This is a genomic window from Actinoplanes sichuanensis (assembly GCF_033097365.1).
GTDB classification, from domain to species: domain Bacteria; phylum Actinomycetota; class Actinomycetes; order Mycobacteriales; family Micromonosporaceae; genus Actinoplanes; species Actinoplanes sichuanensis.
Genome location: NZ_AP028461.1, coordinates 10,342,722 through 10,366,008, shown reverse-complemented (window position 1 = coordinate 10,366,008; position 23,287 = coordinate 10,342,722). Strand labels below are relative to the sequence as shown.

General features: G+C 69.7%; 23 protein-coding genes. 16 read left to right on the top strand and 7 right to left on the bottom strand.

Annotated features, from left to right (window positions below):
* Positions 1 to 52 precede the first annotated feature (52 nt).
* From Q0Z83_RS47735 to fdxA, 3 genes are read right to left on the bottom strand one after another with little or no spacing between them, the layout of a single operon-like run.
* On the bottom strand, positions 53 to 700 hold the full coding sequence (locus tag Q0Z83_RS47735; protein WP_317790220.1) for an SIMPL domain-containing protein: 648 nt from the start codon (positions 698 to 700) through the stop codon (positions 53 to 55).
* A 20-nt stretch (positions 701 to 720) separates the two neighbouring features.
* A complete protein-coding gene (gene dapC / locus Q0Z83_RS47730; protein ID WP_317797320.1) occupies positions 721 to 1,821 on the bottom strand; it encodes a succinyldiaminopimelate transaminase in 1,101 nt (366 codons plus the stop codon).
* Positions 1,818 to 2,144, bottom strand: a complete 327-nt coding sequence (gene fdxA / locus Q0Z83_RS47725; protein ID WP_071804777.1) for a ferredoxin — start codon at positions 2,142 to 2,144, stop codon at positions 1,818 to 1,820. Before fdxA ends, dapC begins: the two co-directional genes overlap by 4 nt.
* A gap of 83 nt (positions 2,145 to 2,227) precedes the next feature.
* Between fdxA and Q0Z83_RS47720 the strand changes: the two genes are divergently transcribed.
* Complete coding sequence (locus tag Q0Z83_RS47720; RefSeq protein WP_317790219.1) at positions 2,228 to 3,190, top strand: GNAT family N-acetyltransferase; 963 nt, start codon at positions 2,228 to 2,230, stop codon at positions 3,188 to 3,190.
* Here Q0Z83_RS47720 and Q0Z83_RS47715 read toward each other — a convergent pair.
* The 3 genes from Q0Z83_RS47715 to mshB form a co-directional block, all read right to left on the bottom strand.
* Positions 3,187 to 3,651: a hypothetical protein gene (locus Q0Z83_RS47715; RefSeq protein WP_317790218.1), complete on the bottom strand. Its 465-nt coding sequence runs from the start codon at positions 3,649 to 3,651 to the stop codon at positions 3,187 to 3,189. The genes Q0Z83_RS47720 and Q0Z83_RS47715 overlap by 4 nt on opposite strands.
* Before the next feature lie 81 nt (positions 3,652 to 3,732).
* A complete protein-coding gene (locus Q0Z83_RS47710) occupies positions 3,733 to 4,299 on the bottom strand; it encodes a hypothetical protein (protein ID WP_317790217.1) in 567 nt (188 codons plus the stop codon).
* Entirely contained in the window at positions 4,296 to 5,162 is an 867-nt protein-coding gene (gene mshB, locus Q0Z83_RS47705; protein WP_317790216.1) for an N-acetyl-1-D-myo-inositol-2-amino-2-deoxy-alpha-D-glucopyranoside deacetylase, read from the bottom strand. Before mshB ends, Q0Z83_RS47710 begins: the two co-directional genes overlap by 4 nt.
* 93 nt (positions 5,163 to 5,255) lie before the next feature.
* On the opposite strand from mshB, the gene Q0Z83_RS47700 reads away from it, so the two are divergent.
* The 8 genes from Q0Z83_RS47700 to Q0Z83_RS47665 all read left to right on the top strand — a co-directional run bounded on the left by Q0Z83_RS47700 (position 5,256) and on the right by Q0Z83_RS47665 (position 15,227).
* Positions 5,256 to 7,016 (top strand): alpha/beta hydrolase family protein, encoded by a 1,761-nt coding sequence (locus tag Q0Z83_RS47700; RefSeq protein WP_317790215.1) that lies wholly within the window; start codon positions 5,256 to 5,258, stop codon positions 7,014 to 7,016.
* Between the two features lie 17 nt (positions 7,017 to 7,033).
* Positions 7,034 to 7,642, top strand: coding sequence for a Uma2 family endonuclease (locus Q0Z83_RS47695; RefSeq protein WP_317790214.1), 609 nt, complete (start codon positions 7,034 to 7,036; stop codon positions 7,640 to 7,642).
* Positions 7,643 to 7,673: 31 nt separating this feature from the next.
* On the top strand, positions 7,674 to 9,110 hold the full coding sequence (locus Q0Z83_RS47690; protein ID WP_317790213.1) for a TldD/PmbA family protein: 1,437 nt from the start codon (positions 7,674 to 7,676) through the stop codon (positions 9,108 to 9,110).
* 79 nt (positions 9,111 to 9,189) lie between these two features.
* Entirely contained in the window at positions 9,190 to 10,644 is a 1,455-nt protein-coding gene (locus Q0Z83_RS47685) for a TldD/PmbA family protein (RefSeq protein WP_317790212.1), read from the top strand.
* Between the two features lie 191 nt (positions 10,645 to 10,835).
* The gene (locus Q0Z83_RS47680) at positions 10,836 to 11,627 is read left to right on the top strand and encodes a hypothetical protein (RefSeq protein ID WP_317790211.1); all 792 of its coding nucleotides are present in this window, start codon (positions 10,836 to 10,838) and stop codon (positions 11,625 to 11,627) included.
* Positions 11,628 to 11,638: 11 nt separating this feature from the next.
* A complete protein-coding gene (locus tag Q0Z83_RS47675) occupies positions 11,639 to 13,534 on the top strand; it encodes a fumarate reductase/succinate dehydrogenase flavoprotein subunit (RefSeq protein ID WP_317790210.1) in 1,896 nt (631 codons plus the stop codon).
* On the top strand, positions 13,531 to 14,487 hold the full coding sequence (locus Q0Z83_RS47670) for a succinate dehydrogenase/fumarate reductase iron-sulfur subunit (protein WP_317790209.1): 957 nt from the start codon (positions 13,531 to 13,533) through the stop codon (positions 14,485 to 14,487). Before Q0Z83_RS47675 ends, Q0Z83_RS47670 begins: the two co-directional genes overlap by 4 nt.
* Before the next feature lie 161 nt (positions 14,488 to 14,648).
* Complete coding sequence (locus tag Q0Z83_RS47665; RefSeq protein ID WP_317790208.1) at positions 14,649 to 15,227, top strand: GNAT family N-acetyltransferase; 579 nt, start codon at positions 14,649 to 14,651, stop codon at positions 15,225 to 15,227.
* A 73-nt stretch (positions 15,228 to 15,300) separates the two neighbouring features.
* On the opposite strand, the gene Q0Z83_RS47660 is transcribed toward Q0Z83_RS47665, so the two are convergent.
* Positions 15,301 to 16,071: a TetR/AcrR family transcriptional regulator gene (locus Q0Z83_RS47660; protein WP_317790207.1), complete on the bottom strand. Its 771-nt coding sequence runs from the start codon at positions 16,069 to 16,071 to the stop codon at positions 15,301 to 15,303.
* 89 nt (positions 16,072 to 16,160) lie between these two features.
* On the opposite strand from Q0Z83_RS47660, the gene Q0Z83_RS47655 reads away from it, so the two are divergent.
* The 7 genes from Q0Z83_RS47655 (at position 16,161) to Q0Z83_RS47625 (ending at position 23,273) form a co-directional block, all read left to right on the top strand.
* The gene (locus tag Q0Z83_RS47655) at positions 16,161 to 17,726 is read left to right on the top strand and encodes an MFS transporter (protein ID WP_317790206.1); all 1,566 of its coding nucleotides are present in this window, start codon (positions 16,161 to 16,163) and stop codon (positions 17,724 to 17,726) included.
* Positions 17,727 to 17,735: 9 nt separating this feature from the next.
* Positions 17,736 to 18,371 carry an alpha-ketoglutarate-dependent dioxygenase AlkB gene (locus Q0Z83_RS47650; protein WP_317790205.1) on the top strand — a complete coding sequence of 212 codons (636 nt, stop codon included), beginning with the start codon at positions 17,736 to 17,738 and terminating at the stop codon, positions 18,369 to 18,371.
* A 127-nt stretch (positions 18,372 to 18,498) separates the two neighbouring features.
* Positions 18,499 to 19,206 carry an ABC transporter ATP-binding protein gene (locus Q0Z83_RS47645; protein WP_317790204.1) on the top strand — a complete coding sequence of 236 codons (708 nt, stop codon included), beginning with the start codon at positions 18,499 to 18,501 and terminating at the stop codon, positions 19,204 to 19,206.
* 173 nt (positions 19,207 to 19,379) lie between these two features.
* The gene (locus tag Q0Z83_RS47640) at positions 19,380 to 20,099 is read left to right on the top strand and encodes an ABC transporter ATP-binding protein (protein ID WP_317790203.1); all 720 of its coding nucleotides are present in this window, start codon (positions 19,380 to 19,382) and stop codon (positions 20,097 to 20,099) included.
* Between the two features lie 2 nt (positions 20,100 to 20,101).
* Complete coding sequence (locus tag Q0Z83_RS47635) at positions 20,102 to 20,980, top strand: branched-chain amino acid ABC transporter permease (protein WP_317790202.1); 879 nt, start codon at positions 20,102 to 20,104, stop codon at positions 20,978 to 20,980.
* Positions 20,977 to 22,002, top strand: a complete 1,026-nt coding sequence (locus Q0Z83_RS47630) for a branched-chain amino acid ABC transporter permease (protein WP_317790201.1) — start codon at positions 20,977 to 20,979, stop codon at positions 22,000 to 22,002. Before Q0Z83_RS47635 ends, Q0Z83_RS47630 begins: the two co-directional genes overlap by 4 nt.
* The gene (locus Q0Z83_RS47625; protein WP_317790200.1) at positions 21,999 to 23,273 is read left to right on the top strand and encodes an ABC transporter substrate-binding protein; all 1,275 of its coding nucleotides are present in this window, start codon (positions 21,999 to 22,001) and stop codon (positions 23,271 to 23,273) included. The genes Q0Z83_RS47630 and Q0Z83_RS47625 overlap by 4 nt, the downstream gene beginning before the upstream one ends.
* The last annotated feature ends 14 nt before the right edge of the window (positions 23,274 to 23,287 follow it).

Genomic DNA, 23,287 nt, shown 5'->3' with positions numbered 1-23,287 from the left:
TTACCGACTCCCCGGCCGCCCGTAGGCGTTTTGGCCAGGATGGCGAAGGGGGTCAGCGGCGCAGCGCGGTCGGCTCGGTGATGGTGACCCGCAACAGCACCCGGGCCTCGACGGTCTGCTGCCGCGGATCCAGGTCGAAGGCCGCGCTGTCCTCGGCCTCGGCCGACGCGCCGGCCGCCCGCATCATCATCGGGCGTGCGCCGGCCGCCTCGGCGTCCGAGATCTCGACGATCCGGTCGAGTTCCGAACCGACCGCCGCGGCGTACTCGTGGGCGCGGTCGAGGGCGTCGGTGACCGCCTCGCGACGCACGTCGGCGCCGGCCCGGCTGCCCGGCCGGAGCTGCCACCAGGGGCCGGACACCGAGATGGAGTCACCTGAGGCGAGCCGGGCCAGCAGCTCGCCGAGCGGGTCGAAGTCGGTGACGGTGACGGTGGTGGTCAGCGAACCGGAGTAGGTCGCGCTCCGCTCGGCACGGCGCCGGTACTCCTCGTAGACGTGCAGACCGGCGGTCTCCCGGCGCTCGACGGCCGCACCGCACCCGTCGAGGATCCGGCCCACCTCGGCCGCCCGCTCGGTGAGGCGGGCGACCACCGCCGCTTTGTCACGGTCGCGTGCGGACACCGTCACCGAGAAGACGGCCTGCTCCGGAGGAACCTCACGGCGTGCCTCGCCGTGGACTGTCACGATCGTCGGGTCCACGGCGAGACTCTCCCTCTGCGTCAGAACGGCTCACTCAGGCGGTCGGCCGCGGCCGCCACCCGCTCGTCGGTGGCGGTCATGGCGATCCGCACATGCTGAGCCGCGGCCGGGCCGTAGAAGGCGCCCGGCGCGGCCAGGATGCCCCGCTGGGCGAGCCGGTCCACGGTCGTCCAGCAGTCCTCCCCGCGGGTCGCCCACAGGTAGAGACCGGCCTCCGAGTGGCTGATCTCGAAACCGGCCTTGACCAGCGCCGACCGCAGGATCTCGCGACGGGCGGCGTAACGCTCGCGCTGCTGCTCCACATGCGTCTCGTCAGTCAGCGCGGCCACCATGGCGGCCTGCACCGGTGCCGGGACGATCATGCCGGCGTGTTTGCGCACCGTCAGCAGCTCGTTGACCAGGGCGGGGTCACCGCCGAGGAAGCCGGCCCGGTAACCGGCCAGGTTGGAGCGCTTGGAGAGCGAGTGGACGGCCAGCACACCGGTGTAGTCGCCACCGGTCACCCGGTCGTCGAGCACCGACACCGGGGTGGTCTCCCAGCCGAGCGACAGGTAGCACTCGTCGCTGACCACGGTGACACCACGTTCGCGGGCCCAGTCGACGACCTTGCGCAGATGCTCCACGGGGAGCACCCGGCCGGTCGGATTGGACGGTGAGTTGATCCAGATCAGCTTGACCCGGGGGTCGGGGCCGATCGCGGTGAGCGAGTCGGACCGGATCACCTCGGCGCCGGTCAATCTGACGCCCACCTCGTAGGTCGGGTAGCAGACCGACGGGATGACGACCACGTCGCCGGGCCGGACGCCGAGCAGCGTCGGCAGCCAGGCCACCAGCTCCTTCGAACCGATCGTGGGCAGCACCCCGAGGTCACCGCTCGCCCGGCACTCCCGGGCGAGCCAGCCGGCGATCGCGGCACGCAGCTGCGGCGTGCCGGCGGTCAGCGGATAACCGGGCGCGTCCGACGCGTCCGCGAGGGCCTGCCGGACCGACTGCGGGACCGAGTCGACGGGGGTACCGATCGACAGGTCCACGATGCCGCCCGGGTGTGCCGCGGCGAGCTTCTTGGCCGGCTCCAGCAGGTCCCAGGGGAAGTCCGGCAGGGCCGACGACAGAGCGCTCAGTGTGCGTCCCCACGGGGGGCCTGCGCGGCCACGAACGTCGCGTCCTTCTCGATCTTGCCGACCTTGGAGGCGCCACCGGGCGAACCGAGATCCTCGAAGAACTCGTAGTTCGCGTTGGTGTAGTCCTTCCACTGCTCCGGCACGTCGTCCTCGTAGAAGATCGCCTCCACCGGGCAGACCGGCTCGCAGGCTCCGCAGTCGACGCACTCATCGGGGTGGATGTAGAGCATCCGGTTGCCCTCGTAGATGCAGTCGACCGGGCACTCCTCGATGCATGCCTTGTCGAGAACATCGACGCAGGGCTCAGCGATGATGTAGGTCACGGATCTTTCCCTTCGAAGCCACGCCGCGGGAACCGCCGACGACAAATTGCAGAGCCTAGTATTCCCGCCGAGGGAGGTGATGCGTGCTCCGACAGCAGGATGTGGGACACCGGGTGGTGGTACGGCGAATTGTAGGCGTATCCGGAGACCGCACGCTCTTCACGGATGCGCTCGGTGAGCTAGTCGACCTCACGGAGACCGATCTCACACTGGCCACCGACAAAGGCACTCTACGGGTGCCGCTGCGTGAGGTGCACCGCGCCAAGCGGGTGCCCGCCGCACGACGGCCGCACGCCGCCGCCGTGATCGCCCTGGAACTGGCCGCTGACGAGGCGTGGCCCGCCCCGGTGCGCGGCCGGCTGGGCGGCTGGCTACTGCGTGCCGCGGACAACTGGACCGGCCGGGCCAACTCGGCGCTCACCGTCGGCGACCCGGACCGCCCGCTGGAGGCGGCCATCGACGCGGTCGTCAAGTGGTACGGCGAACGCGGCCAGCAGCCTCTGATCAACGCCCCGCTACCGCTCGCCGCACCGGTCAACGCGACCCTCGACGAGCGGGGCTGGACGAGCCGCCCACTGACCCTGGTGCAGACCGCCCCGATGGCGCCGATGCTGGCCACCACGGCCCGGACCGACCTGCCGCCGGTCGACCTGGCCGACGCGGCGGGCGACGACTGGTATGCGATGGTCGCCGAGCACAAGGGCACCCTGCCGGCGGCCGCCCTGACCATCCTGAACGGCGTGCCGGACCGGGTTTTCGCGCACGTCCGCGACACCGACGGCGGTCTGCTGGCGGTGGCCCGGGGCGCGGTCACCGGCCCGGACCGCCTGCTCGGCGTGTCGCTGGTGCAGACCGCCCCGGCCGCACGCCGGCGGGGTCTGGGCGCGCACGTGGTGCGGGCGCTGGCGCACTGGGCCGCCCAGCGCGGCGCCAACCGTGCCTACCTCCAGGTGGAGGAACGGAACACGGCGGCGGTCGCGCTCTACGGGCGGCTCGGCTTCAGCACCCACCACACCTATCTGACCAGGGAAGCGCCGGCCGACTAGCGGCCGACCACCCGGCGGGGGCGAACCTTGCGGGCCTCGGTGTACGCCTTCAGCGCCCGGGACCGGTAGTCCCGACCGAGCATGACCGCCGTCCAGTAGCCGATCACCGTGCCGGCGATCGCGCAGGCCGAGTAGAGCCAGATCTGGGCGAAGAAGTCGCCCGCCCCGTTCGCGAACGGGCCGTGGCCGCTCACCAGCGGTCCGAGCAGGACGGTCAGGGCCATCCCGCCGAGCGCGCCGAACCCGACCTCGGGCAGCCAGTCGCTCGGCGCCTGCCGCTGCGACCTGACGAACGTCAGGCCGGCGAGGATCACCGCGATCGCCACGAACATGACGATCGACGCGATGCCCTGGCCGCTCTGGTCCTCCGACGAGAGCCGGATGACCAGCCGGGCGACCACGTTGATCGCGAACAGGACGACGGCCAGCACCGCGATCCGGAACCAACGTTGCTGCCTCATGTCGTCCTCCTGGAAAGAGCACCGTGAATTTCGCGTGGCGGGATCGTAGCGCTCATCCTCGCCGATGGTGCGCCGGGATTCCTAGACGCTGCCTGAGAGTTCGCTGCCCCTGCGCACCGGAGCCAGGATCATCCGGTACACGTACACCGCGAAGGTCAGACTGCCGGCCAGGATCACCACCAGGGCCACCCAATTCGTCCCGCCGACCAGGTAGTCGCCCTCGGCCGTCCGGGTACCGGAGGCGACCAGCATGAGCAGCGTCCACACCGCCCACGGCGGGCCGGCCGCCCACCGACGGCCGGTCGTCGTCACGGCGAACCAGGCGATCCCCAGGTTGACCCCGACCGTCAACGGGACGGCCACCGGCAGCGGGGCGCCGCTGCCGGTCCACGGCGAGTCACCGTCGAGCACCGCGCCGATCGCCCCGGTCCGCAGCGCGCTCAACTCCAGCTCGACGAAGACGGTGAGCACGGTGGCGACGAGCGCGACGGTCAGCCCGGCGACCCGGAGGAGGATGTCCTTCACATCGTCGGGCAGACCGGCGGCCGGCGGCTCCTCGGTCACGACGGCGGAAGTCTCGGCGCCGGAGGTCACGGCGGCGGAGGTCTCAGCGCCGGAAGCCTCGGCGGGCGCCTTCTCGTCCGTCATGCCAGCCCGCTGAACAGGTCGGACTCCCAGCCGTACGGCCCCGAGCCGGAACCACGGGCACCCTTGGCGAGCGTGTAGTACTCCACGCCCATGAACTCGCCGCCGAAATCGCCGGCGATCCCGTACAGCCAGGAGTTGTCCGGGATCTGGGTGGCGTGGGCGCGCATCGCCGCGGTCTTCTTCGCGTAGTGGTCGGTGCCGTCGATCCGGGCCGCGATCTCCTCGTCGGGGGTGCCGAACGGCAGGTCGTCGACCTTCTCCACCTCGGCGAACGGGTTGCTCTCCGACCCGCGGAACGCCTCCATGCCGTCCAGCAGCACGCTCAGCGGCATGGCCGTCCAGTAGATCTTCTCCGGGCCGTCCACCCCGGCCAGCTCGGCGGCGCGCATCGCGACCCGGTGGGCCTGGATGTGATCGGGGTGGCCGTAGAACCCGTTCTCGTCATAGGTGATCATCACCTGCGGGCGGATCTCACGCATGATCTCGACCAGGTGGGCGGCCGCCTCATCCAGGTCGGCCTGCCAGAACGCGCGCGGGTGCTCGTTGGTGGGCAGGCCCATCATGCCGGAATCCCGGTACCGACCGGTGCCGCCGAGCATGCGGCGGTCGGTGACGCCCAGGGCGGAACAGGCGCGCTCCCACTCGACCAGGCGGTAACCGCCCAGCTGGTCGGCCTCGGCGGCGGCGAGTCTCGACAGCTCCGGGACGTGGATCTCACCCTCCTCACCGAGGGTGCAGGTCACCAGGGTCACGTGGGCGCCGGTCGAGACGTAGTGGGCCATGGTCGCGCCGGTGCCGATCACCTCGTCGTCGGGGTGCGCGTGGACCAGCAGCAGGCGGCGGGCGGGCAACTCTTCAGTCACGGCCGATACTGTACGCGCGACCACCGACGGGTTCGGCTCACCAGCCCGCGGTTTGCCCGGCGCGAGTCGCCCCCGATCGGCAATGCTGGGAGTGTGGAGTACCCGTACGCCGTGACCGTCGGGGCCGATGGCGCCCGAGTCGTGTTCCTCCGCTCGTCCGAGCTCTGGCTGCTCGACCTGCCCACCGGGGCGGAACGCCGGATCGTCTCGGGACCTGTCGACTCCTACGCGACCGACCGTGACGCCCGGGTCGCCGCCGTGGTGTGCGGTGGTGAGCTGTTCCGGGCCGACCTCGTCGACGGGACGGTCACCGCGGTGCCGTCGGTCGGGCCGGTCTTCGACGCCCGGCCGGACCCGCTCGGCTCGGCCATCGGCTACCTCACCGACCCCGGCGGGGCGGCGTCGCTGCACGTCATCGGGCCGGACACCGACCGGCTGCTGGCCGGCGAGCCGGGCAACGCGTGGCGCGAACACGGCGGGACGATCTCCTGGGGGATGCCCGGCACGTGGGCGGGCGAGTTCGGGCGTACCAGAGGCTGGTGGTGGTCGCCGGACGGATCGCAGATCCTGGCCGTGCGCAGCGCCCGGACGGTCAGCCTGCATCTTCTCGACCTGGACGACGGCTGGGTCGACGTGCATTGGGACCGGGAGACCTACCCCTATCTGGCGCAGGTCCGCTGGATCGGCGGCGGTCCGCTGATCACCGTGCTGCGCCGGATGCAGCAGCACGGCCTGGTCCTCTCGATCGACCCGCGCACCGGCGAGACCCAGGTGCACGCCGAGCTCGCCGACGCCCGCTGGGTGGAACCGATCCCGGGCACACCCCGACACCTGCCGGACGGGCGGGTGCTGGTCGGCGGCGAACTCGCCCACGACGGCTTCGACGCGCGCTGCCTCTTCGCCGACGGCAGCCTGCTCACCCCGCCCGGCCTCTATGTGCGTCGGGTGGCCGGCACGCTGCCGCGACCCGGCGGACCACCCGGCGCGCCCGACCTGATCGTCGAGGGCAGCCTCGGCGAGCCGGCCGTGCGGGAGGTGTTCCGGGTGCGTACCTCGCTCGGCGGCGGCGGGCCCGAGGTCACCCGGCTGGCGCTGCTCACCGGCGCGGACCGGGTCACCGTGGGCGGCGACGTGCTGGTCGCCGGGCACCGGGTCTGGCAGGGCGACCGGATGATCTCGTTGCGGTCGCCGGCGCCGGATCCGTCCGGGTTTCCCGAGCCGGTCCTGGAGCGGGTCACCGACCGGCGGCTGCCGGCCGCGGTCCTCTACCCGACCGGGCACGTCGGCGGGACCAGGCTTCCGGTGCTGGTCACCCTGGGCGACGGGCCCGGACATCAGCAGGTCCTGGCGGACCCTTCGGCGTGGCGGGAGCGACAGCGGTTCGCCGACTCCGGGTTCGCGGTGGTCAGCGTCGATTCCCGGGGTACGCCCGGAGTGGCCCCGAGCTTCGAGAAGGCGGTCCATCGGCGGCTGGCCGACGTGGTGCTCGCCGATCAGGCCGACGCCCTGCACGCGCTGCACGGCAAACATCCGGATCTCGACCTCACCCGGGTCGCGGTGCGCGGCTGCGGACTGGGGGGATGGCTGGCCGCGCTGGCCGTGCTGCGCCGGCCGGAGGACTTCCACCGGGCGGTCGCGCACCGGCCGGTGGTCGACTGGAGTGAGCTGCCGGGGCCGGTGGCCGAGCGCTATCTGGGCGACCGGAACGACTCCTCCGACGTGTACGCCCACCACTCCCTGCACGAGGCCGGCACGTCACCGGACGTGCTGCTGATCGGCGTCGAGCTGGACGGCTTCGCGTCGCGGAGTGCCGTGACCTTCGAGGAGGAGCTAACCTTCCTGACAGGGTGGTAGTCACCAGGGAGGTTGTCATGGAGCATGTTGGCGTGGAACAATTTCCCCCTGACAAGACGGGAGACGCCATGACAACCGCTCTTCTCCACCTCGAAAACCACTATTGGACCGAGTCGGAGTATCTGGCCATCGGCGAAACGCCCGAGCGCATCGAGCTTTTCGACGGGAGCCTGGTAGTGACCCCCACCCCGACCGTGGGCCATCAGTACATCGTCAGCAGACTAGTCGTCTCCTTATACGAGGTGGCCCGCAGCGCGGGACTTCATGCGTTTGCCGGCTTGGGCATCCGCCTCGGCCCCGGCCACATCCGCATCCCCGACTTCCTCATCACAACAGAGCTCAACTTCGACGATCGGGTGAACGACTCCGATGTGGTGAAGCTGATCTGCGAGGTCATCTCGCCCTCCAACGCATCGACGGATACCGTCCAGAAGATGCGTCATTACGCGGACGCCGGAATCCCGTGGTATCTGCTGATCGATCCTCGAAGTGAGACCTTCCACCTGTTCCGCCTGGATGGTGATCGGTACACCGAGCATGCCAAGGCCGCTCCCGGCGAGTTGCTGGAGCTGACCGAGCCCGTCGTCGCGACCATCGATCCGGCGGAACTGCTGCCGCCTCGCTGAAACTGTCGTACCCGGCGCATAGGGTCGGGTCATGACCCACTTCGATGAGGCGGGGGCGGCGGTGCAGGCCGCGCTCGACGCCGGCGCCCGCTATGCCGACGCCAGGGTGATGGTGCGGCGTTCCGAGACCATGTCGGCCCGTGACGGCGACGTCGAGGATCTCGGTTTCGACGAGAGCGCGGGGCTGGGAGTGCGAGCCCTGGTCGGCTCCGGGTGGGGCTTCTACGCCGTGCCGGATCTGACCGAACCGTCCGCACGCGCGGCCGGGAGACGCGCCGCGCAGATCGCCGCCGCGAGTGCCGCGGTCCCGGGCCTTCCGGCCGATCTGGTGCCGGCCCGCCCAGTGGTGGCGAGCTGGGCCTCCGACTGCGTGATCGATCCGCTCGGGGTGCCGCTGTCCGCCAAGGGTGACCTGCTGGTCCGGGCGACCGAGGCGGCGAAGGCCGCGGGCGCCGACGTGGCCGAGGCCAACTACGCCGTCTGGGATACCCGTAAGTGGTTCGTCTCCAGCGAGGGCCACCGCATCGACCAGCACATCCGTGAGTGTGGCGCGGGCGTGACGGCGATCGCGATCGGCGACGGCGAGGTGCAACGCCGGTCCTGGCCGTCGCATCGGGGCCAGTTCGGCACCCGGGGCTGGGAGCTGGTCGACGAGATCGATCTGGTGGGCAACGCGCCACGGATGGCGGAGGAGGCGCGGGCGCTGCTGACCGCGCCGCTGTGCCCGTCCGGTGAGACCACGCTGGTGCTCGGGGGCGAGCAGCTGGCGCTGCAGATCCACGAGTCGGTGGGGCACGCCATCGAGCTGGACCGGATCCTCGGCTGGGAGGCGGCGTTCGCGGGGACGAGCTGGCTGGATCTGAGTCGGCTGGGCTCGTTGCGGTATGGGTCCGAGCTGATGAACATCACGATCGATCCGACGTTCCCGGGCGCACTGGGCAGTTTCGGTTTCGACGACGAGGGCACCCCGGCGACGAAACGGCACGCGGTCCGCGACGGCCTGTGGGTGGGAGTGCTGGCCGGGCGTGACTCGGCGGCGATCGCCGGGCTCGACTACGCGGGCAGCGTGCGGTCGGACGGCTGGTCGCGGCTGCCGATGGTGCGGATGACCAATGTCGGTCTGGAGCCCGGTCCGCACACCCTGGAGGAGATCATCGCGGCGACCGACGACGGCGTGTTCATGGATGTCAACCGGTCCTGGTCGATCGACGACCGCCGGCTGAATTTCCAGTTCGGGTGCGAGATCGGCTACGAGATCAAGAACGGGAAGCTGGGCCGGATGCTGCGTAACCCGACGTATACCGGGATCGGCCCGAGGTTCTGGCAGTCGATGGACATGCTGTCCGGCGAGACGATCGCGTGGGGCACTCCGAACTGCGGGAAGGGCCAGCCCGGCCAGATCGGGCACACCGGGCATCCGGCGGCGCCGGCCCGGTTCACCGACGTCCGGGTGGGGGTGCGGGGATGAGCGGGTTCTTCCAACGCGGGTTCTTCCAGCGTGGATCTCTCCAGCCCGGGTCGCGCCGGGGCGCTGCGGAGGGGGCGGCATGAGCGAGGGTGGTCGCGCGGGGGCCGAGCTGGAGCTCGCGGCCCGCGTCATCGAGATCGTGCGGGAGCTGGGCGGCCGGTCGGCCGAGGCCGAGGTGAATGTCCGGCACGACGCCGAGGCGCTGACCCGGTTCGCGAATTCGACGATCCATCAGAATGTGGCGTCGGCGACCACGGGCGTCCGGTTGCGGCTGCACGCGGAGGGGCGTTCGGCGGGCGGTTCGACCACCGTGACCAGCGCCGACGGCCTACGGACGCTGGTCGAGCGGACCCTCGCGGCGGTGCGGGTGTCACCTGTCGACAGGTCCTGGCCGGGTCTGGCCCCACCGGCGCCGCTGCGGCTGTCGGCCGGCCATCCGGGGTCGGGTGAGCGGTCCGGGCTGGCGTTCGGGTTCGACGAGGCGACGGCCCGGGCCGATCCGGCCGAGCGCGCCGAGCGGGTCGGCGACTTCGTGCGGGCGGCCGGGGGTTTGGAGACGGCCGGCTACTGCCGGACCGTGTACGTGTCGGCCGCGTTCGCCAACAGTGCGGGCCAGGCGGTCGAAGGGCGTACCGCGGAGGCCGCGATGGACGGCATCGCCCGCTGCGAGGGGGCGGACGGGGTGGCCCGGCTGGCCGCCGCCCGGCTGGCCGACCTGGATGGCGCGGTGCTCGGTGCCCGGGCCGCGGCGAAGGCGCGGGCCGCCCGTGGCCCGGTCGAGCTGCCACCGGGCCACTACGAGGTGGTGCTGGAACCGGACGCGGTCCGTGACCTGCTGGAGAACTTCGCGGTCTTCGGCTTCGACGGCAAGGCGCACCACCAGCAGCAGAGCTTCGCCGAGCTGGGCCGGGAGCAGTTCGACCCGTCGGTGACCATCGTGGACGAGCCGCTCGGCAGCCGCGCGGAGCCGGCCGCCGACCTGCCGTTCGACGACGAGGGCACACCGCGGCGGGCGCTGGTGCTGGTCCGTGACGGGGTGACCACCGCGGTGACGCACGACCGTACGTCGGCGGCGCTGGCCGGCACCGCGTCGACCGGGCATGCCTCGGCCGTGTCGCGGTCGTGGGGTCCGAAGGCCACGCACCTGCGCCTGGAGGCGGCCCCGCTGCCGGGTTCGGCGCCGGGGGCGGGTGGCACCGGCGTGATCGCCGACTCGGCCCGGCCGCTGGTCGCCGGGATGCGCCGGGGGCTCCTGATCACCGATTTGTGGTATACCCGGGTGCTCGACCCGAAAGCGTTGGTGATCACCGGTTTGACCCGTAACGGGGTGTGGTTGGTGGAGGATGGCGAGGTCACGTCGGCGGTGAGCAACGTGCGGTTCACCCAGTCCTACCCACGGGCGCTGGGCCCGGGCCGGGTGCTCGGGATCGGCGCGGAGACGGTGCTGCTGCCCGAGTCGTGGGGGCGTGCCCGCTATGCCGCGCCGGCCCTGCATCTGGCCGAGTGGAACGTGACAGGCAACGCCTCGGGATAGATCACCTACTTCATAGGCGATGATCTTTGCCCGCCGGGATGATGTTTTTGTGACCCAGTCCGCAAAGAGTCAGACCTTCGGCGTAACGTGTGCCCCACATCACTGTCGTGACACGACGGCGGCGTGGGGCATCACTGTGCCCTGACCTCGTCGGGTCCCGACCCTGTACACGGCACTGTCAGGGAGATGGAATGACGACGACGGCAACGACGCCGGGCGGCGGCAAGGCACGCGCGGCCATCGCGGCGCGGACCTTGCGTACCGACCGGTGGTGGCTCGCGCCGCTGGTGACCTTTATCGGCCTGGGCGCGTGGGTCACCTACGCCACCGTCCGGGTGTTCATGCACGACTGGTTCTTCGTCCCGGAGTACCACTATCTGACCCCGTTCTACTCGCCCTGCGTCACCGACATATGCGGCGAGGCGGCGATGTTCGGCACCCCGTTGCCGAGCTTCTTCCTCCTCCCGGAGGCGGCGTTCACTCTGCCGTTCCTGCTGCTGTTCCGGTTGACCTGCTACTACTACCGGAAGGCGTACTACCGGGCGTTCTGGCTGTCGCCGCCGGCGTGCGCCGTGCCGGACGGGCACAAGACCTACTCCGGCGAGACCCGGTTCCCGCTGATCTTCCAGAACGCGCACCGGTACGCGTTCTACGCGGCCGGCGTCATCTCGGTGATCAACACCTGGGACGCCGTGCATGCGCAGACGACCGGGCTCGGGCTGGGCAATGTGATCCTCTGGGTCAACGTGATCATGCTGTGGGCGTACACCCTGTCCTGCCATTCCTGCCGGCACATCGCGGGCGGCCGGCTGAAGCACTTCTCGAAGCACCCGGTCCGCTACCGCTTCTGGACCTTCGTGTCGAAGCTCAACACCCGCCACATGCAGCTGGCCTGGATCACGCTCGGCACCCTGGCTCTGACCGATTTCTACATCATGGGTCTCGCCGCCGACTGGTTCACCGACCTGCGCATCATCAACTGAGAGGGCGGGCGATGAGCACGAAGATCGAACGACACCTGTACGACGTCGTCGTGATCGGGGCCGGTGGGGCCGGCCTGCGCGCGGCGATCGAGGCCCGGCTGGCCGGGAAACGCACCGCGATCATCTCTAAATCGCTGTTCGGCAAGGCGCACACGGTGATGGCCGAGGGTGGCGCCGCAGCCGCGATGGGCAATGTGAACAGCAACGACAACTGGATGGTCCACTTCCGCGACACCATGCGGGGCGGCAAGTTCCTGAACAACTTCCGGATGGCGGAGCTGCACGCCAAGGAGGCGCCGGAGCGGATCTGGGAGCTGGAGACGTACGGCGCTCTCTTCGACCGGACCAAGGACGGCAAGATCTCGCAGCGCAACTTCGGCGGCCACGAGTACCCGCGTCTGGCGCACGTCGGCGACCGGACCGGTCTGGAACTGATCCGGACGCTGCAGCAGAAGATCGTGTCGCTGCAGCAGCAGGACTTCGCCGAGACCGGGAGCTACGACTCGCGGATCCGGGTCTTCCAGGAGACCACCATCACCGAGCTGCTGCTCGACGGGGACCGGGTGGCCGGCGCGTTCGGCTACTACCGGGAGTCGGGCGAGTTCCTGCTCTTCGAGGCACCGGCGGTGGTGCTGGCGACCGGCGGGGTGGGCCGCAGCTACAAGGTCACCTCGAACTCGTGGGAGTACACGGGTGACGGCCACGCGCTGGCGCTGCGGGCCGGGGCGACGCTGATCAACATGGAGTTCCTCCAGTTCCACCCGACCGGCATGGTCTGGCCGCCCAGCGTGAAGGGCATCCTGGTCACCGAGTCGGTCCGGGGTGACGGCGGGGTGCTGCGCAACTCCGAGGGCAAGCGGTTCATGTTCGACTACGTCCCCGACGTCTTCCGCAAGATGTACGCGGAGACCGAGGAGGAGGGCGACCGCTGGTACACCGACCCGGACAACAACCGCCGCCCGCCCGAACTGCTGCCCCGTGACGAGGTGGCCCGGGCCATCAACAGCGAGGTCAAGGCGGGTCGCGGCAGTCCGGCCGGCGGTGTCTATCTGGACGTGTCGACCCGGATGCCGGCCGAGCAGATCATCCGGCGGCTGCCATCGATGCACCACCAGTTCAAGGAGCTGGCCGACGTCGACATCACCAAGGAGCCGATGGAGGTCGGCCCGACATGCCACTACGTGATGGGTGGGGTCGAGGTCGAGCCGGACACCGGTGCGGCGCTCGGCACGGTCCAGGGTCTGTTCGCGGCGGGTGAGGTGTCCGGCGGCATGCACGGGTCCAACCGGCTGGGCGGCAACTCGCTGTCCGACCTGCTGGTCTTCGGCAAACGGGCCGGGGAGCACGCGTCGGCCTACGTGGACGCGCTGCCGGCCCGGCCGAAGCCGTCGAAGGTCGACGTGGCGGCGGCCGTCGAGGTGGCGCTGGCGCCCCTGGTGAATGCGGGGGGCGAAAACCCGTACACCTTGCAGCAGGATCTTCAGGCGGTGATGGGTGACCTGGTCGGCATCATCAGGCGCGAGGGCGAACTGTCCGACGCGATGAAGAAGCTCCAGGAGTTGCGGGTCCGCGTCGCGAACGTGGGCGCGACCGGCGGCCGGCGGTACAACCCCGGCTGGCACCTGGCTCTCGACCTGCGCAACATGCTGGTCGTCTCGGAGTGCACGGCCAAGGCGGCGCTCGAACGGGAGGAGTCGCGCGGCGGCCACACCCGCGAGGACTTCCCGAAGATGAGCCCCGAGTGGCGGCGCGTCAATCTGGTCTGCTCGCTGGAGGAGTCCGGCGAGGTGCACCTGGAACGCAAGCCGGTGCCGCGGATGCGCGACGAGCTGTTCAACCTGTTCGAGCGCAGTGAGCTGGCCAAATACCTGACCGAAGAGGAACTGGCCGAGAGGGAGGCAGAGTGAAACGCCGATTCCGTGTCTGGCGCGGCGACGCGTCCGGCGGCGACCTGCTCGACTTCGACGTCGAGGTGAACGAGGGCGAGGTCGTCCTCGACATCATCCACCGGTTGCAGGCCACCGAGGCGCCCGACCTGGCCTGCCGGTGGAACTGCAAGGCCGGCAAGTGCGGCTCCTGCTCGATGGAGATCAACGGCAAGCCCCGGCTCGGGTGCATGACCCGGATGTCCACGTTCGAGGAGAACGAGACCATCACGATCACCCCGATCCGGACCTTCCCGGTGATCCGTGACCTGGTCACCGACGTGTCCTTCAACTACCAGAAGGCACGGGAGACGCCCGCGTTCGCCCCGCCGGCCGGTGTCGCCCCCGGCGAGTACCGGATGCAGCAGGTCGACGTGGAGCGCAGCCAGGAGTTCCGGAAGTGCATCGAGTGCTTCCTCTGCCAGAACACCTGTCACGTGATCCGCGACCACGACGAGAACAAGCCGGCCTTCTCCGGCCCGCGCTATTTCATCCGCGCCGCCGAGCTGGACATGCATCCCCTCGACTCCCTCGAGGACCGCAAGGAGTACGCGCAGGCCAGCCAGGGTCTCGGCTTCTGCAACATCACCAAGTGCTGCACCGAGGTCTGCCCCGAACACATCAAGATCACCGACAACGCGATCATCCCGATGAAGGAGCGCGTCGTCGATCGGCGTTACGACCCGCTGGTCTGGCTGGGCCGCAAGATCCTCCGCCGGGACCAGCTCGAACACTCCGGCGCCCCGTCCACTGTCAACCCGTCGCTGTCCAGCGCCCGCCTTCCCGAGGGCGCGCCCGTCGGTCCCGACGGCCACATGGACATCGCCGAGCTCGCGGCACCCCTGCAGGGCGGCCTCTCGCCGTTCGGCGAGGACATCGAGTTCCCCCTCCCGCCGGAACAGGTCACTTACCACCATCCGGATCCGAAACCCTGAAACCCCCATGCGGTACGGGGTGGACAGCCCCACCGAACCACCCCGTCCCGTCGGCTACGACGCGACGCCTCAGCCCGGCCCGGCCGAAACGCGGCCGCCGGGCTGAGGCGGCGGCTCCCGCGCCCCTGCTGTCCGGTCGCCTGCTGTCCTAGAGTCGACGGGTGCCCTCGCTTGTCACGCCCGCGCTGCCCGCGGGTTCTCTCGCGTCCATGGACCAGGCGGTGATCACCGGAGACGGCGTGCTCCTGCGAGCATGGACGACCGCCGACATCCCGTCCGTAGTAGCCGGATTCGCCGACCCCGATATCCAGCGATGGCACTGCCGAAGCCTGGACGACGAGGAGGCGATGGCCTGGATCGCCAGATGGCGGGTGGGCTGGCTGATGGAGACCGAGGCATGCTGGGCAGTCGAAGTCGACGACGTGGTGGCCGGGCAGATCGGCCTCCGACAGATCGACCTCGCCGAAGGCACGGCAGCCATCTCCTACTGGACACTCCCGAACGCCCGGGGGAAACGAGTCGCCCCGAGAGCCCTGGAGGCACTGACCACCTGGGTTTTCGCCGAGCTGGGCCTACACCGGCTAGAACTGAGCCACTCCACCGCGAACGCCCCGTCCTGCCAGGTGGCCGTCAGATGCGGCTACCTGCTGGAAGGAACCAAACGCAGCGAGGCTCGCCACGCCGACGGCTGGCACGACATGCACGCCCATGCCCGCTTGGCCACTGATCCCCCCGCCTGACCGCCCAGCCTGATCCCACGGCTCGCTACCTCAGCCGGACCGCCTTGCCGGTCCGGCCTTCAGGATCCGGCCTTCAAGATCCGGCCGGGGCCCCGCCGCCGCCCTCGCCGGCTGCCGAGCTGCCTGCGCCGGCCAGCCAGAGTTCGAGGCCGTCGAGGATGCGCTCCAGGCCGAAGGCGAAGCTCTGGTCCCAGACCTTGTCCGGCTCCATCTCGATGACGCCGCTCTCCTCCCGCCACTTGGCGTACTCCGGATACTCCCCCGCCGCCTTCTCCATGAACGGCTCCAGGCTCTTGCGCAGCTCGGCCGCCGACTGCCCAGATCTGATGACCGCGGCGCCGACCGCCGCCTCGGTGGTCGCCGAACCGATCACATGCGCCGTGATCAGCGAATGCACATGGGACAGGGTCGGCCCGGTGAACCCGGCCGCGGAGAACAGCCCGACGCTCCGATTACTCATCCGCATCACGTTGGGCCCGATGGTGGGCCGCACCCCGAGCATCCCGATCACCCAGGGATGCCGCAGCAGCATGGCCCGCATCCCGCCGGCCATCACCGAAACCCCGATCCGCCAGGGCGCGTCACCGGCCTCCGGAACGTAGACCTCCCCCATCACCTCGTCGACGGCCAGTTCGAGCAGATCGTCCTTGGTGGCGACGTGCCAGTAGAGCGACGTGGCGCCGGAGCCGAGCCGGGCACCGAGCCGGCGCATGCTCAGCCCGGTGGTGCCCTCGGTGTCGAGCAGCTCGATCGCCGCTCGAACGATCTGCTCACGGCTAAGCGTCGGCTGGCCGGTACGCGCACGGGCGGGGCGGGTCCACACCGAGTCGGTGAAGTCGGGCATGTGTTCATCTTAAGGGTCCTCGCACACTGTTCGAGTCGAGTAGTACAGTGTTCGAGCCAACCCGAACACTGTACGAGGGAGGAGTTTCGATGGCCGATCGTCACCCGCGACGCTGGCTGATCCTGGGCGTTCTCTGCCTGAGCCTGCTCGTGGTCGTCGTGGACAACATGGTCCTCAACATCGCGATCCCGTCATTGATCCGCGATCTCGGCGCGAGCACCGCCGACATTCAGTGGATCATCGACGCGTACATCCTGGTCTTCGCCGGTGTGCTGCTCACCGCCGGCAGCCTCTCCGACCGGTACGGCCGCCGCCGTGGCCTGGTCATCGGCCTGGTGGTCTTCGGTGGCGCTTCGGCGCTGGCCACGCTCTGCCAGACCCCCGGCCAGCTGATCGCGGTCCGTGGCGTGATGGGCCTGGGAGCCGCGTTTCTGATGCCGGGCACGCTCGCCATCCTGACCACGGTCTTCGCCGAGGATGAGCGCAAGAAGGCGATCGCCATCTGGAGCTCGGTCCTGATGCTCGGCGCCCTCGGTGGCCCGACACTGGGCGGCCTGCTGCTGGAGCACTTCTGGTGGGGCTCGGTCTTCCTGCTCAACATCCCGATCGCGATCCTCGGGATCATCGCCGCCCTGGCGATCATCCCGGAGTCGAAGGGTCCGGCCACCCGCCCCGACACGGTCGGCGCGCTGCTCTCCACGATCGGCATGGCCGCCCTGGTCTGGGGTGTGATCTCGGCACCCGGGCACGGCTGGGAGTCACCGCGCACCGCGGGCGGTTTCGTGGTCGCCCTGGTCGCGCTGATCGGGTTCGTCCTCTGGGAGCGCCGGGTCGACGAACCCATGCTGCCGCTGTCGCTCTTCGGCGATCGCAACTTCCGGGGTGCCAGCCTGTCTCTGGTACTGCTCTCCTTCTCGGCCGGCGGGGTGATGCTGGCGATCACGCAGTACCTCCAGTTCGTTCTCGGTTACGAGCCGATCCGGGCCGGGGCCGCCTTCATTCCGATGATCGTGACGACGATGGCCTTCAACGGCATCGGCGTGGTGGTGGACAAGCGGTTCGGCGCGCGGGTGGCGCTGGCGGCCGGGCTCCTGCTGGTGGCGGGTGGATTCGCGGTGCTGGCGTCGCTGGATCCCGCGGACGGCTACCTGAAACTCGCGGCCGCCCTGGTGATCATCGGAATGGGCAGTGGAGTGGCGTCGCCGGCCGCGGTGGGAACGCTGCTCGGAGCACTACCACCGGAGCGGGCCGGCGTCGGGTCAGCGGTCAACGACACGGTGCAGCAGGTCGGGACCGCGCTGAGTGTCGCGGTGCTGGGCAGCGTGCTGACCACCGCCTACCGCGCGGCCATGCCGTCCGGCACCACCGGTCCGGCACGGGACTCGCTCGGTGACGCCCTCGGCGTCGCGGCCGCGACCGGTGACGCCGGGCTGGCCGATGTGGCCCGGGCGGCGTTCGTCGACGCCATCGCGGTCACCTCTCTCATCGGTGTGGTGGGCGGGATCGCGGCGGCGGTGCTGGCCGCCGCGGTGTTGCGCCCGAAGCCTGCCACGATTCCGGGCGACCCCGATCCGTTGTCCACAGAAGCCGTATCCGGTCCGCCGTTGTCCACAGACACGGAGCCGAAACCGGCCGGGATCGAACGCCCGTACTAAAGTGGCGCCATGACCAGCGCTTACCAGCCATCGATGTTCGACCTGATGTCCGGGCCGGCTGAGGCGGTCACGTCCTTGACCGGCCGCCTCACCCGGCATCGACTCACCGCCGGCGCGTGGGTCGACGTGCTGCCCGGCTGGCTGCACGGCTCGGACGCCGTCTTCGAAACCCTGCTCGGCATCGACTGGCGGGCCGAGCGGCGCAAGATGTATGACGACGTCGTCGACGTCCCCCGGCTCCTGCGGTGGTTCGGCCCGCGGGAGCAACTGCCACATCCCGCCCTGGTGGCGGCGCGGGGCGAGCTCAACCGGCACTACGCCGAGGAGTTGGGCGAGGAGTTCGTGACCGCGGGCATGTGTCTCTACCGCGACGGCCGCGACAGCGTGGCCTGGCACGGTGACACCATCGGCCGGTCGGCCACCGAGGACACCATGGTCGCCATCGTCTCGTTCGGGTCGCCCCGCAACCTGCTTCTTCGACCACGGGCCGGTGGCCACGAGACGCTGCGGTTCCCGCTCGGGCACGGCGATCTGATCGTGATGGGCGGGTCCTGTCAGCGCACCTGGGAGCACGCGGTGCCGAAGACGGCGAAAGCGGTCGGACCGCGGATCAGCGTGCAGTTCCGGCCGGCCGGAGTGGCCTGATCAGAGCTCGTCGGTAACGCGGACATTGCAAGTGGTTGACGAGTCCGCCGAGAAAGTTACACTCCAAGTGTAAATAGTTGATGCTCCATCTCCCTTACAGGACTTCCACCGGTCCGGCGAGGCGGTCATGTCAACAGATTCCCAGCTCAAGGAGCTTGCGCTCCACGACATCACGGTCCGCTTCGGCGGCCTGACCGCCCTCGACAATGTGTCCCTGCGCGTGGCGCCGGGACGGATCGTCGGCGTCATCGGGCCCAACGGCGCGGGCAAGACCACCCTTTTCAACGTCATCTGTGGTTTCGTGCAGCCGACCTCCGGGTCGCTCACTCTGGACGGGAGCCCGTGGCGGCCCCGCCCACACCACCTGAACCGTCTGGGCATCGCCCGGACCCTTCAGGGGGTCGGCCAGTTCGCCGGCATGACCGTGCTGGACAACGTGATGGTCGGCGCCCGTCACCGGCACGCGGAGTCCGAGGCGCTGGCCGCACTGGACCGGTGCGGTGTCGCACGTTATGCGGGCGCCTATCCGGGTGCACTGCCATACGCGATCCGTAAACGCATCGAGCTGGCTCGCGCCCTGGTGGCGAAGCCGCGCATTCTGATGCTCGACGAGCCGGCCGGCGGCCTGGACGCCGACGAGATCGCCTGGCTCGGCGCTTTGATCAAGGAGACCGGCACCACCGTGCTGTTGGTCGAGCACCACATGGACCTGGTGATGTCGGTCTGCGACGAGATTCTGGTCCTCGACTTCGGAAAACCGATCGCAATCGGCTCCCCAGCCGAGATCAGCGCGAACCCCAAGGTCACCGAGGCCTACCTCGGCGCGGCGGCCTGATCTTCCTCAGCTTCATCTGTGTCACGGGGGCCTGACCGGCCTCTGACTTCGCATATCCGGAAAGCCGGTCGTGTCCCGGCTCTCTTCGGCATACCCGAAACACGTCTATGAGCGGCCCCGAAGGAAGGAGCGCCGATGATCACGCATACCCCGGAGTCGGCCGGAGAAGGCCGATGAGCGGCGCATTGCTGCAGGTCGAAGGCCTGACCGCCGGGTACGACGCGGCGCCCGTACTGCATGACGTCGACCTCACCGTCCAACCGGGAGAGATCGTCGCCGTGCTCGGGGCGAACGGTGCCGGCAAGACGACTTTGCTGCGCACTCTGTCCGGTCTGGTCCGCAGCACACGCGGCCGGGTCATGCTGGACGGCGACGATCTGGCCGGCACCAAAGTGGAGCATCTGGTGCGGCGGGGCATCGCGCACGTCCCCGAGGGCCGTGGCGTGGTCACCGAGCTCACCGTCGACGAGAACCTGCGGCTCGGCGGTCTGTGGCGGCGCGACCGGGCCGACGCGAAAGTCGCTCTCGACGAGGTCTACGACCTGTTCCCGCCCCTGGCGCAACGCCGGACCTTCGCCGGGCACCAGTTGTCCGGCGGCGAGCGGCAGATGCTCGCGCTCGGCCGGGCGCTGATCGGCCGGCCGCGGTTGCTACTGCTCGACGAGCCGTCCCTGGGCCTCGCGCCGAAGGTGACCCGGCACATCATGACCCTGCTGCGTGACCTGCGGGAACGTACCGGGCTCGCGGTTCTGCTGGTCGAGCAGAACGTACGCAGCGCCCTCTCCATCGCCGACGAGGGCGTGGTGCTCTCGCTGGGCCGGGTGGTGGTGCGCAACAAGGCGTCGGTGCTCCGTGACGACGCCGACCTCCGTCACGCCTACCTGGGGTTCTGAACATGAGCGAGTTCATCTACCTCACCTTCGACGGGCTCAGTCGCGGGCTGGTCTATGCCGCTTTCGCGCTGGCCCTGGTGCTCATCTGGCGGGCCGCCCGGATCGTCAACTTCGCACAGGGCGCGATGGCGGTGTCCACCGTGTACGTCGCGTACTCGGTCACGAACGCCACCGGTTCGTACTGGCTGGGGTTCGCGGCGGCGCTGCTGGCCGGGCTGGCGCTGGGCGTCACCGTCGAGCGGGTGGTGATGCGGTTCGTCGACCACTCGTCTCCGCTCAACGGGGTGGTGGTCGCGCTCGGGCTGGTCCTGATCATCCAGGGCGTGCTCGGCATCGTCTACGGCAACGAGTTCCTGCCGTTCGCGACGCCGTTCAGCCGGGACGCGTTCGAGGTCGGTGGGGTGGCGATGCTGTCCCGGTACGACCTGTTCGTCTTCGCGGCGGTGGGCACCGTGGTCGTCGCTCTCACGCTGCTGTTCACCCGTACCGCCATCGGGTTGCGAATGCGGGCGGCGGCCTTCGCTCCGGACGTGTCCCGGCTGCTCGGGGTTTCGGTGGGCGGCATGTTGACGCTCGGCTGGGCGCTGGCGGCGGCGGTGGGCTCACTCGCCGCGATCCTGGTCGTCCCCACCGAGCTGGGTGTGCATCCGACGGCGATGGACGTGGTCTTCGTATCGGCGTTCGCGGCGGCCGTGGTCGGTGGCCTGGACAGCCCGATCGGCGCGGTCGTGGGTGGGCTGATCGTCGGCGTCCTGCTGTCGTACGTCAGTGGATACATCGACGTCACGGTCGCCCCGATGGCGGTTCTCGCCCTGCTCGTCGTGGTCCTGCTGGGCCGGCCGGGCGGGCTGTTCTCCAGCTCGAAAGCGAGGGTGGCATGACCGCGATCGAGGCCCGGCCGGAGACCGGGGCGAAAGCACTACCCGAAGCGAAGCGTCGCCGGCGCGTGCATCCGGTGATCGTGATCGCGGCCGCCGCGGTCCTGGTGGTCGTGCTGACCTACGTGCTGCCGCCGTTCCGGAACTATCAGCTGGCCACGGTGGGCGCCTACTTCTGTGTGACCGCCGGGCTGACCGTCCTGACCGGACTCAACGGTCAGTTGTCTCTGGGCCACGGCGCACTGATGGCCACCGGCGCCTACACGCTGGCACTGACTCAGAACAAATGGGAGAACCTACCGGTCAGCTTCGCGGCCGCGGTGCTGGTCACGACCCTGTTGGGCGCGATCATCGGCCTGGCCGCGGCCCGGTTGCGCGGTCCCTATCTGGCCGGGCTGACGCTCGCCGTGGCGATCGTGGTCCCGTCGGTGACCAGCACGTTCGACGAGACGTTCAACAGCGATCAGGGCCTGTCGGTGTACCTGAACCCGCCACCCGAGCAGTATCCGATGGAGCAGTGGCAGGCCTGGCTGTGCTGGAGCGCGGCGCTGGTCGTGGTGCTGCTGCTGGCGCTGCTGGTGCGCGGCCGGTTCGGGCGTGACCTGCGTGCGGTCCGGGACGACGAGACCGCCGCCAAGCTGGCCGGGATCAACATCGCACGTACCCAGGTGCTGGCTTTCGTGGTGAGCGCCGCCTGCGCCGGGGTGTCCGGCGCTCTCTTCGCCTACCTCGCGCAGAGCGTGTCGCCTGGCGCGTTCCCGTTGACGCTCTCCCTGTTCCTGGTCATGGCGATCGTGATCGGCGGGCTGGGGAGCCTGTTCGGCGCATTGTGGGGCGCGCTGCTCCTGGTCGTGCTGCCCACGTTGTCCCAGTCCCTCGGCGAGCAGGCCGGTTCGCAGCGGTTGGAGGGCAACCTCGCGCTGATCGTCTTCGGTGTCGTGCTCGTCGTCGTCATGCTCGCCGCCCCGGGCGGCCTCGCTTCGATCCCATCCCGAATTTCACGCCTGATCAGGAGGAACCGATGAAACGGATAACGACGGCGGCTCTGTCCGTCGTGCTGCTGGCCGCGGCCACGGCCGGCTGCACGAACGACGGCGGCGGCAGCACTCCCAGCGGCAGCACGAACGTGCCCGGGGTGACCGACACGGAGATCGTGGTCGGCACGCACATGCCACTGACCGGCCCGGCCGCGGGCGGCTACTCGAAGATCGCGCCGGCGACGAAGGCGTACTTCGACTACGTCAACGCGAACGGTGGCGTGCACGGCCGCAAGATCACCTACAAGATCAAGGATGACGGCTACAACCCGGCGAACACCCAGACCGTGGTGCGTGAGCTGGTGTTGCAGGACAAGGTCTTCGCGATCCTCAACGGCCTCGGCACGCCCACGCACACCGGCGTGCTCGACTTCCTCAAGACCAACCGGGTGCCCGACCTCTTCGTGGCCAGCGGCAGCCGGAGCTGGAACCAGGCCGACAAGTACCCGGGCACGTTCGGCTTCAACCCGGACTACACGGTCGAGGGGAAGATCCTGGGCACCTACATCAAGGAGAACCTGGCCGGAAAGAAGACCTGCTTCCTCGGGCAGGACGACGACTTCGGGCGGGACAGCCTGGAGGGCGTGCAGAAGATCCTCGGCCCGGTCGCGGCCAAGGAGAGCTACGTGACCAGCAACCCGAACGTCGGGCCGCAGATGGGCGCGCTCAAGGCGGCCGGCTGCGAGGTGGTCGTGCTGGCGACTGTGCCCGGTTTCACTGCCCTGTCGATCGGTACCGCTGCGAAGATTGCGTTCAAACCGCAGTTCGTGGTCAGTAACGTCGGCGCCGACCCGACCACCGTCGGGAAGACGCTGGGTGCCGCCGCGCCCCTGATGGAGGGCCTCGTGGCAGCCAACTACCTGCCGCTGAACACCGACGAGGCCAACCCGTGGATCCAGCTGTTCAAGAAGGTCAACGCGGAGCACAACGGCAATGCCGAATTCGACAACAACATCGTCTACGGCATGTCGGTGGGCTACCTGTTCGTGCAGGCGCTCCAGTCGGCCGGCAAGGACCTGACCCGCGAGAAGATCACCGAGGCCGTGCAGAAGAACGGCTTCCAGGGTCCGGGCCTGGTGCCGCTGCGCTTCTCCGCACAGGATCACTCGGGGTACGCCGGCGAGCAGCTCACCAAGGTCGAGAACGGCAAGGCCGTGTACTTCGGCACCCCGTACACCACCGACGACGGAGACGGTCCGGTCACGGCATACCAGGGGCAGGCCGTGACACCGCCACAGAGCGGCGTGCCTACCGCGTAATATCTGCACACAAA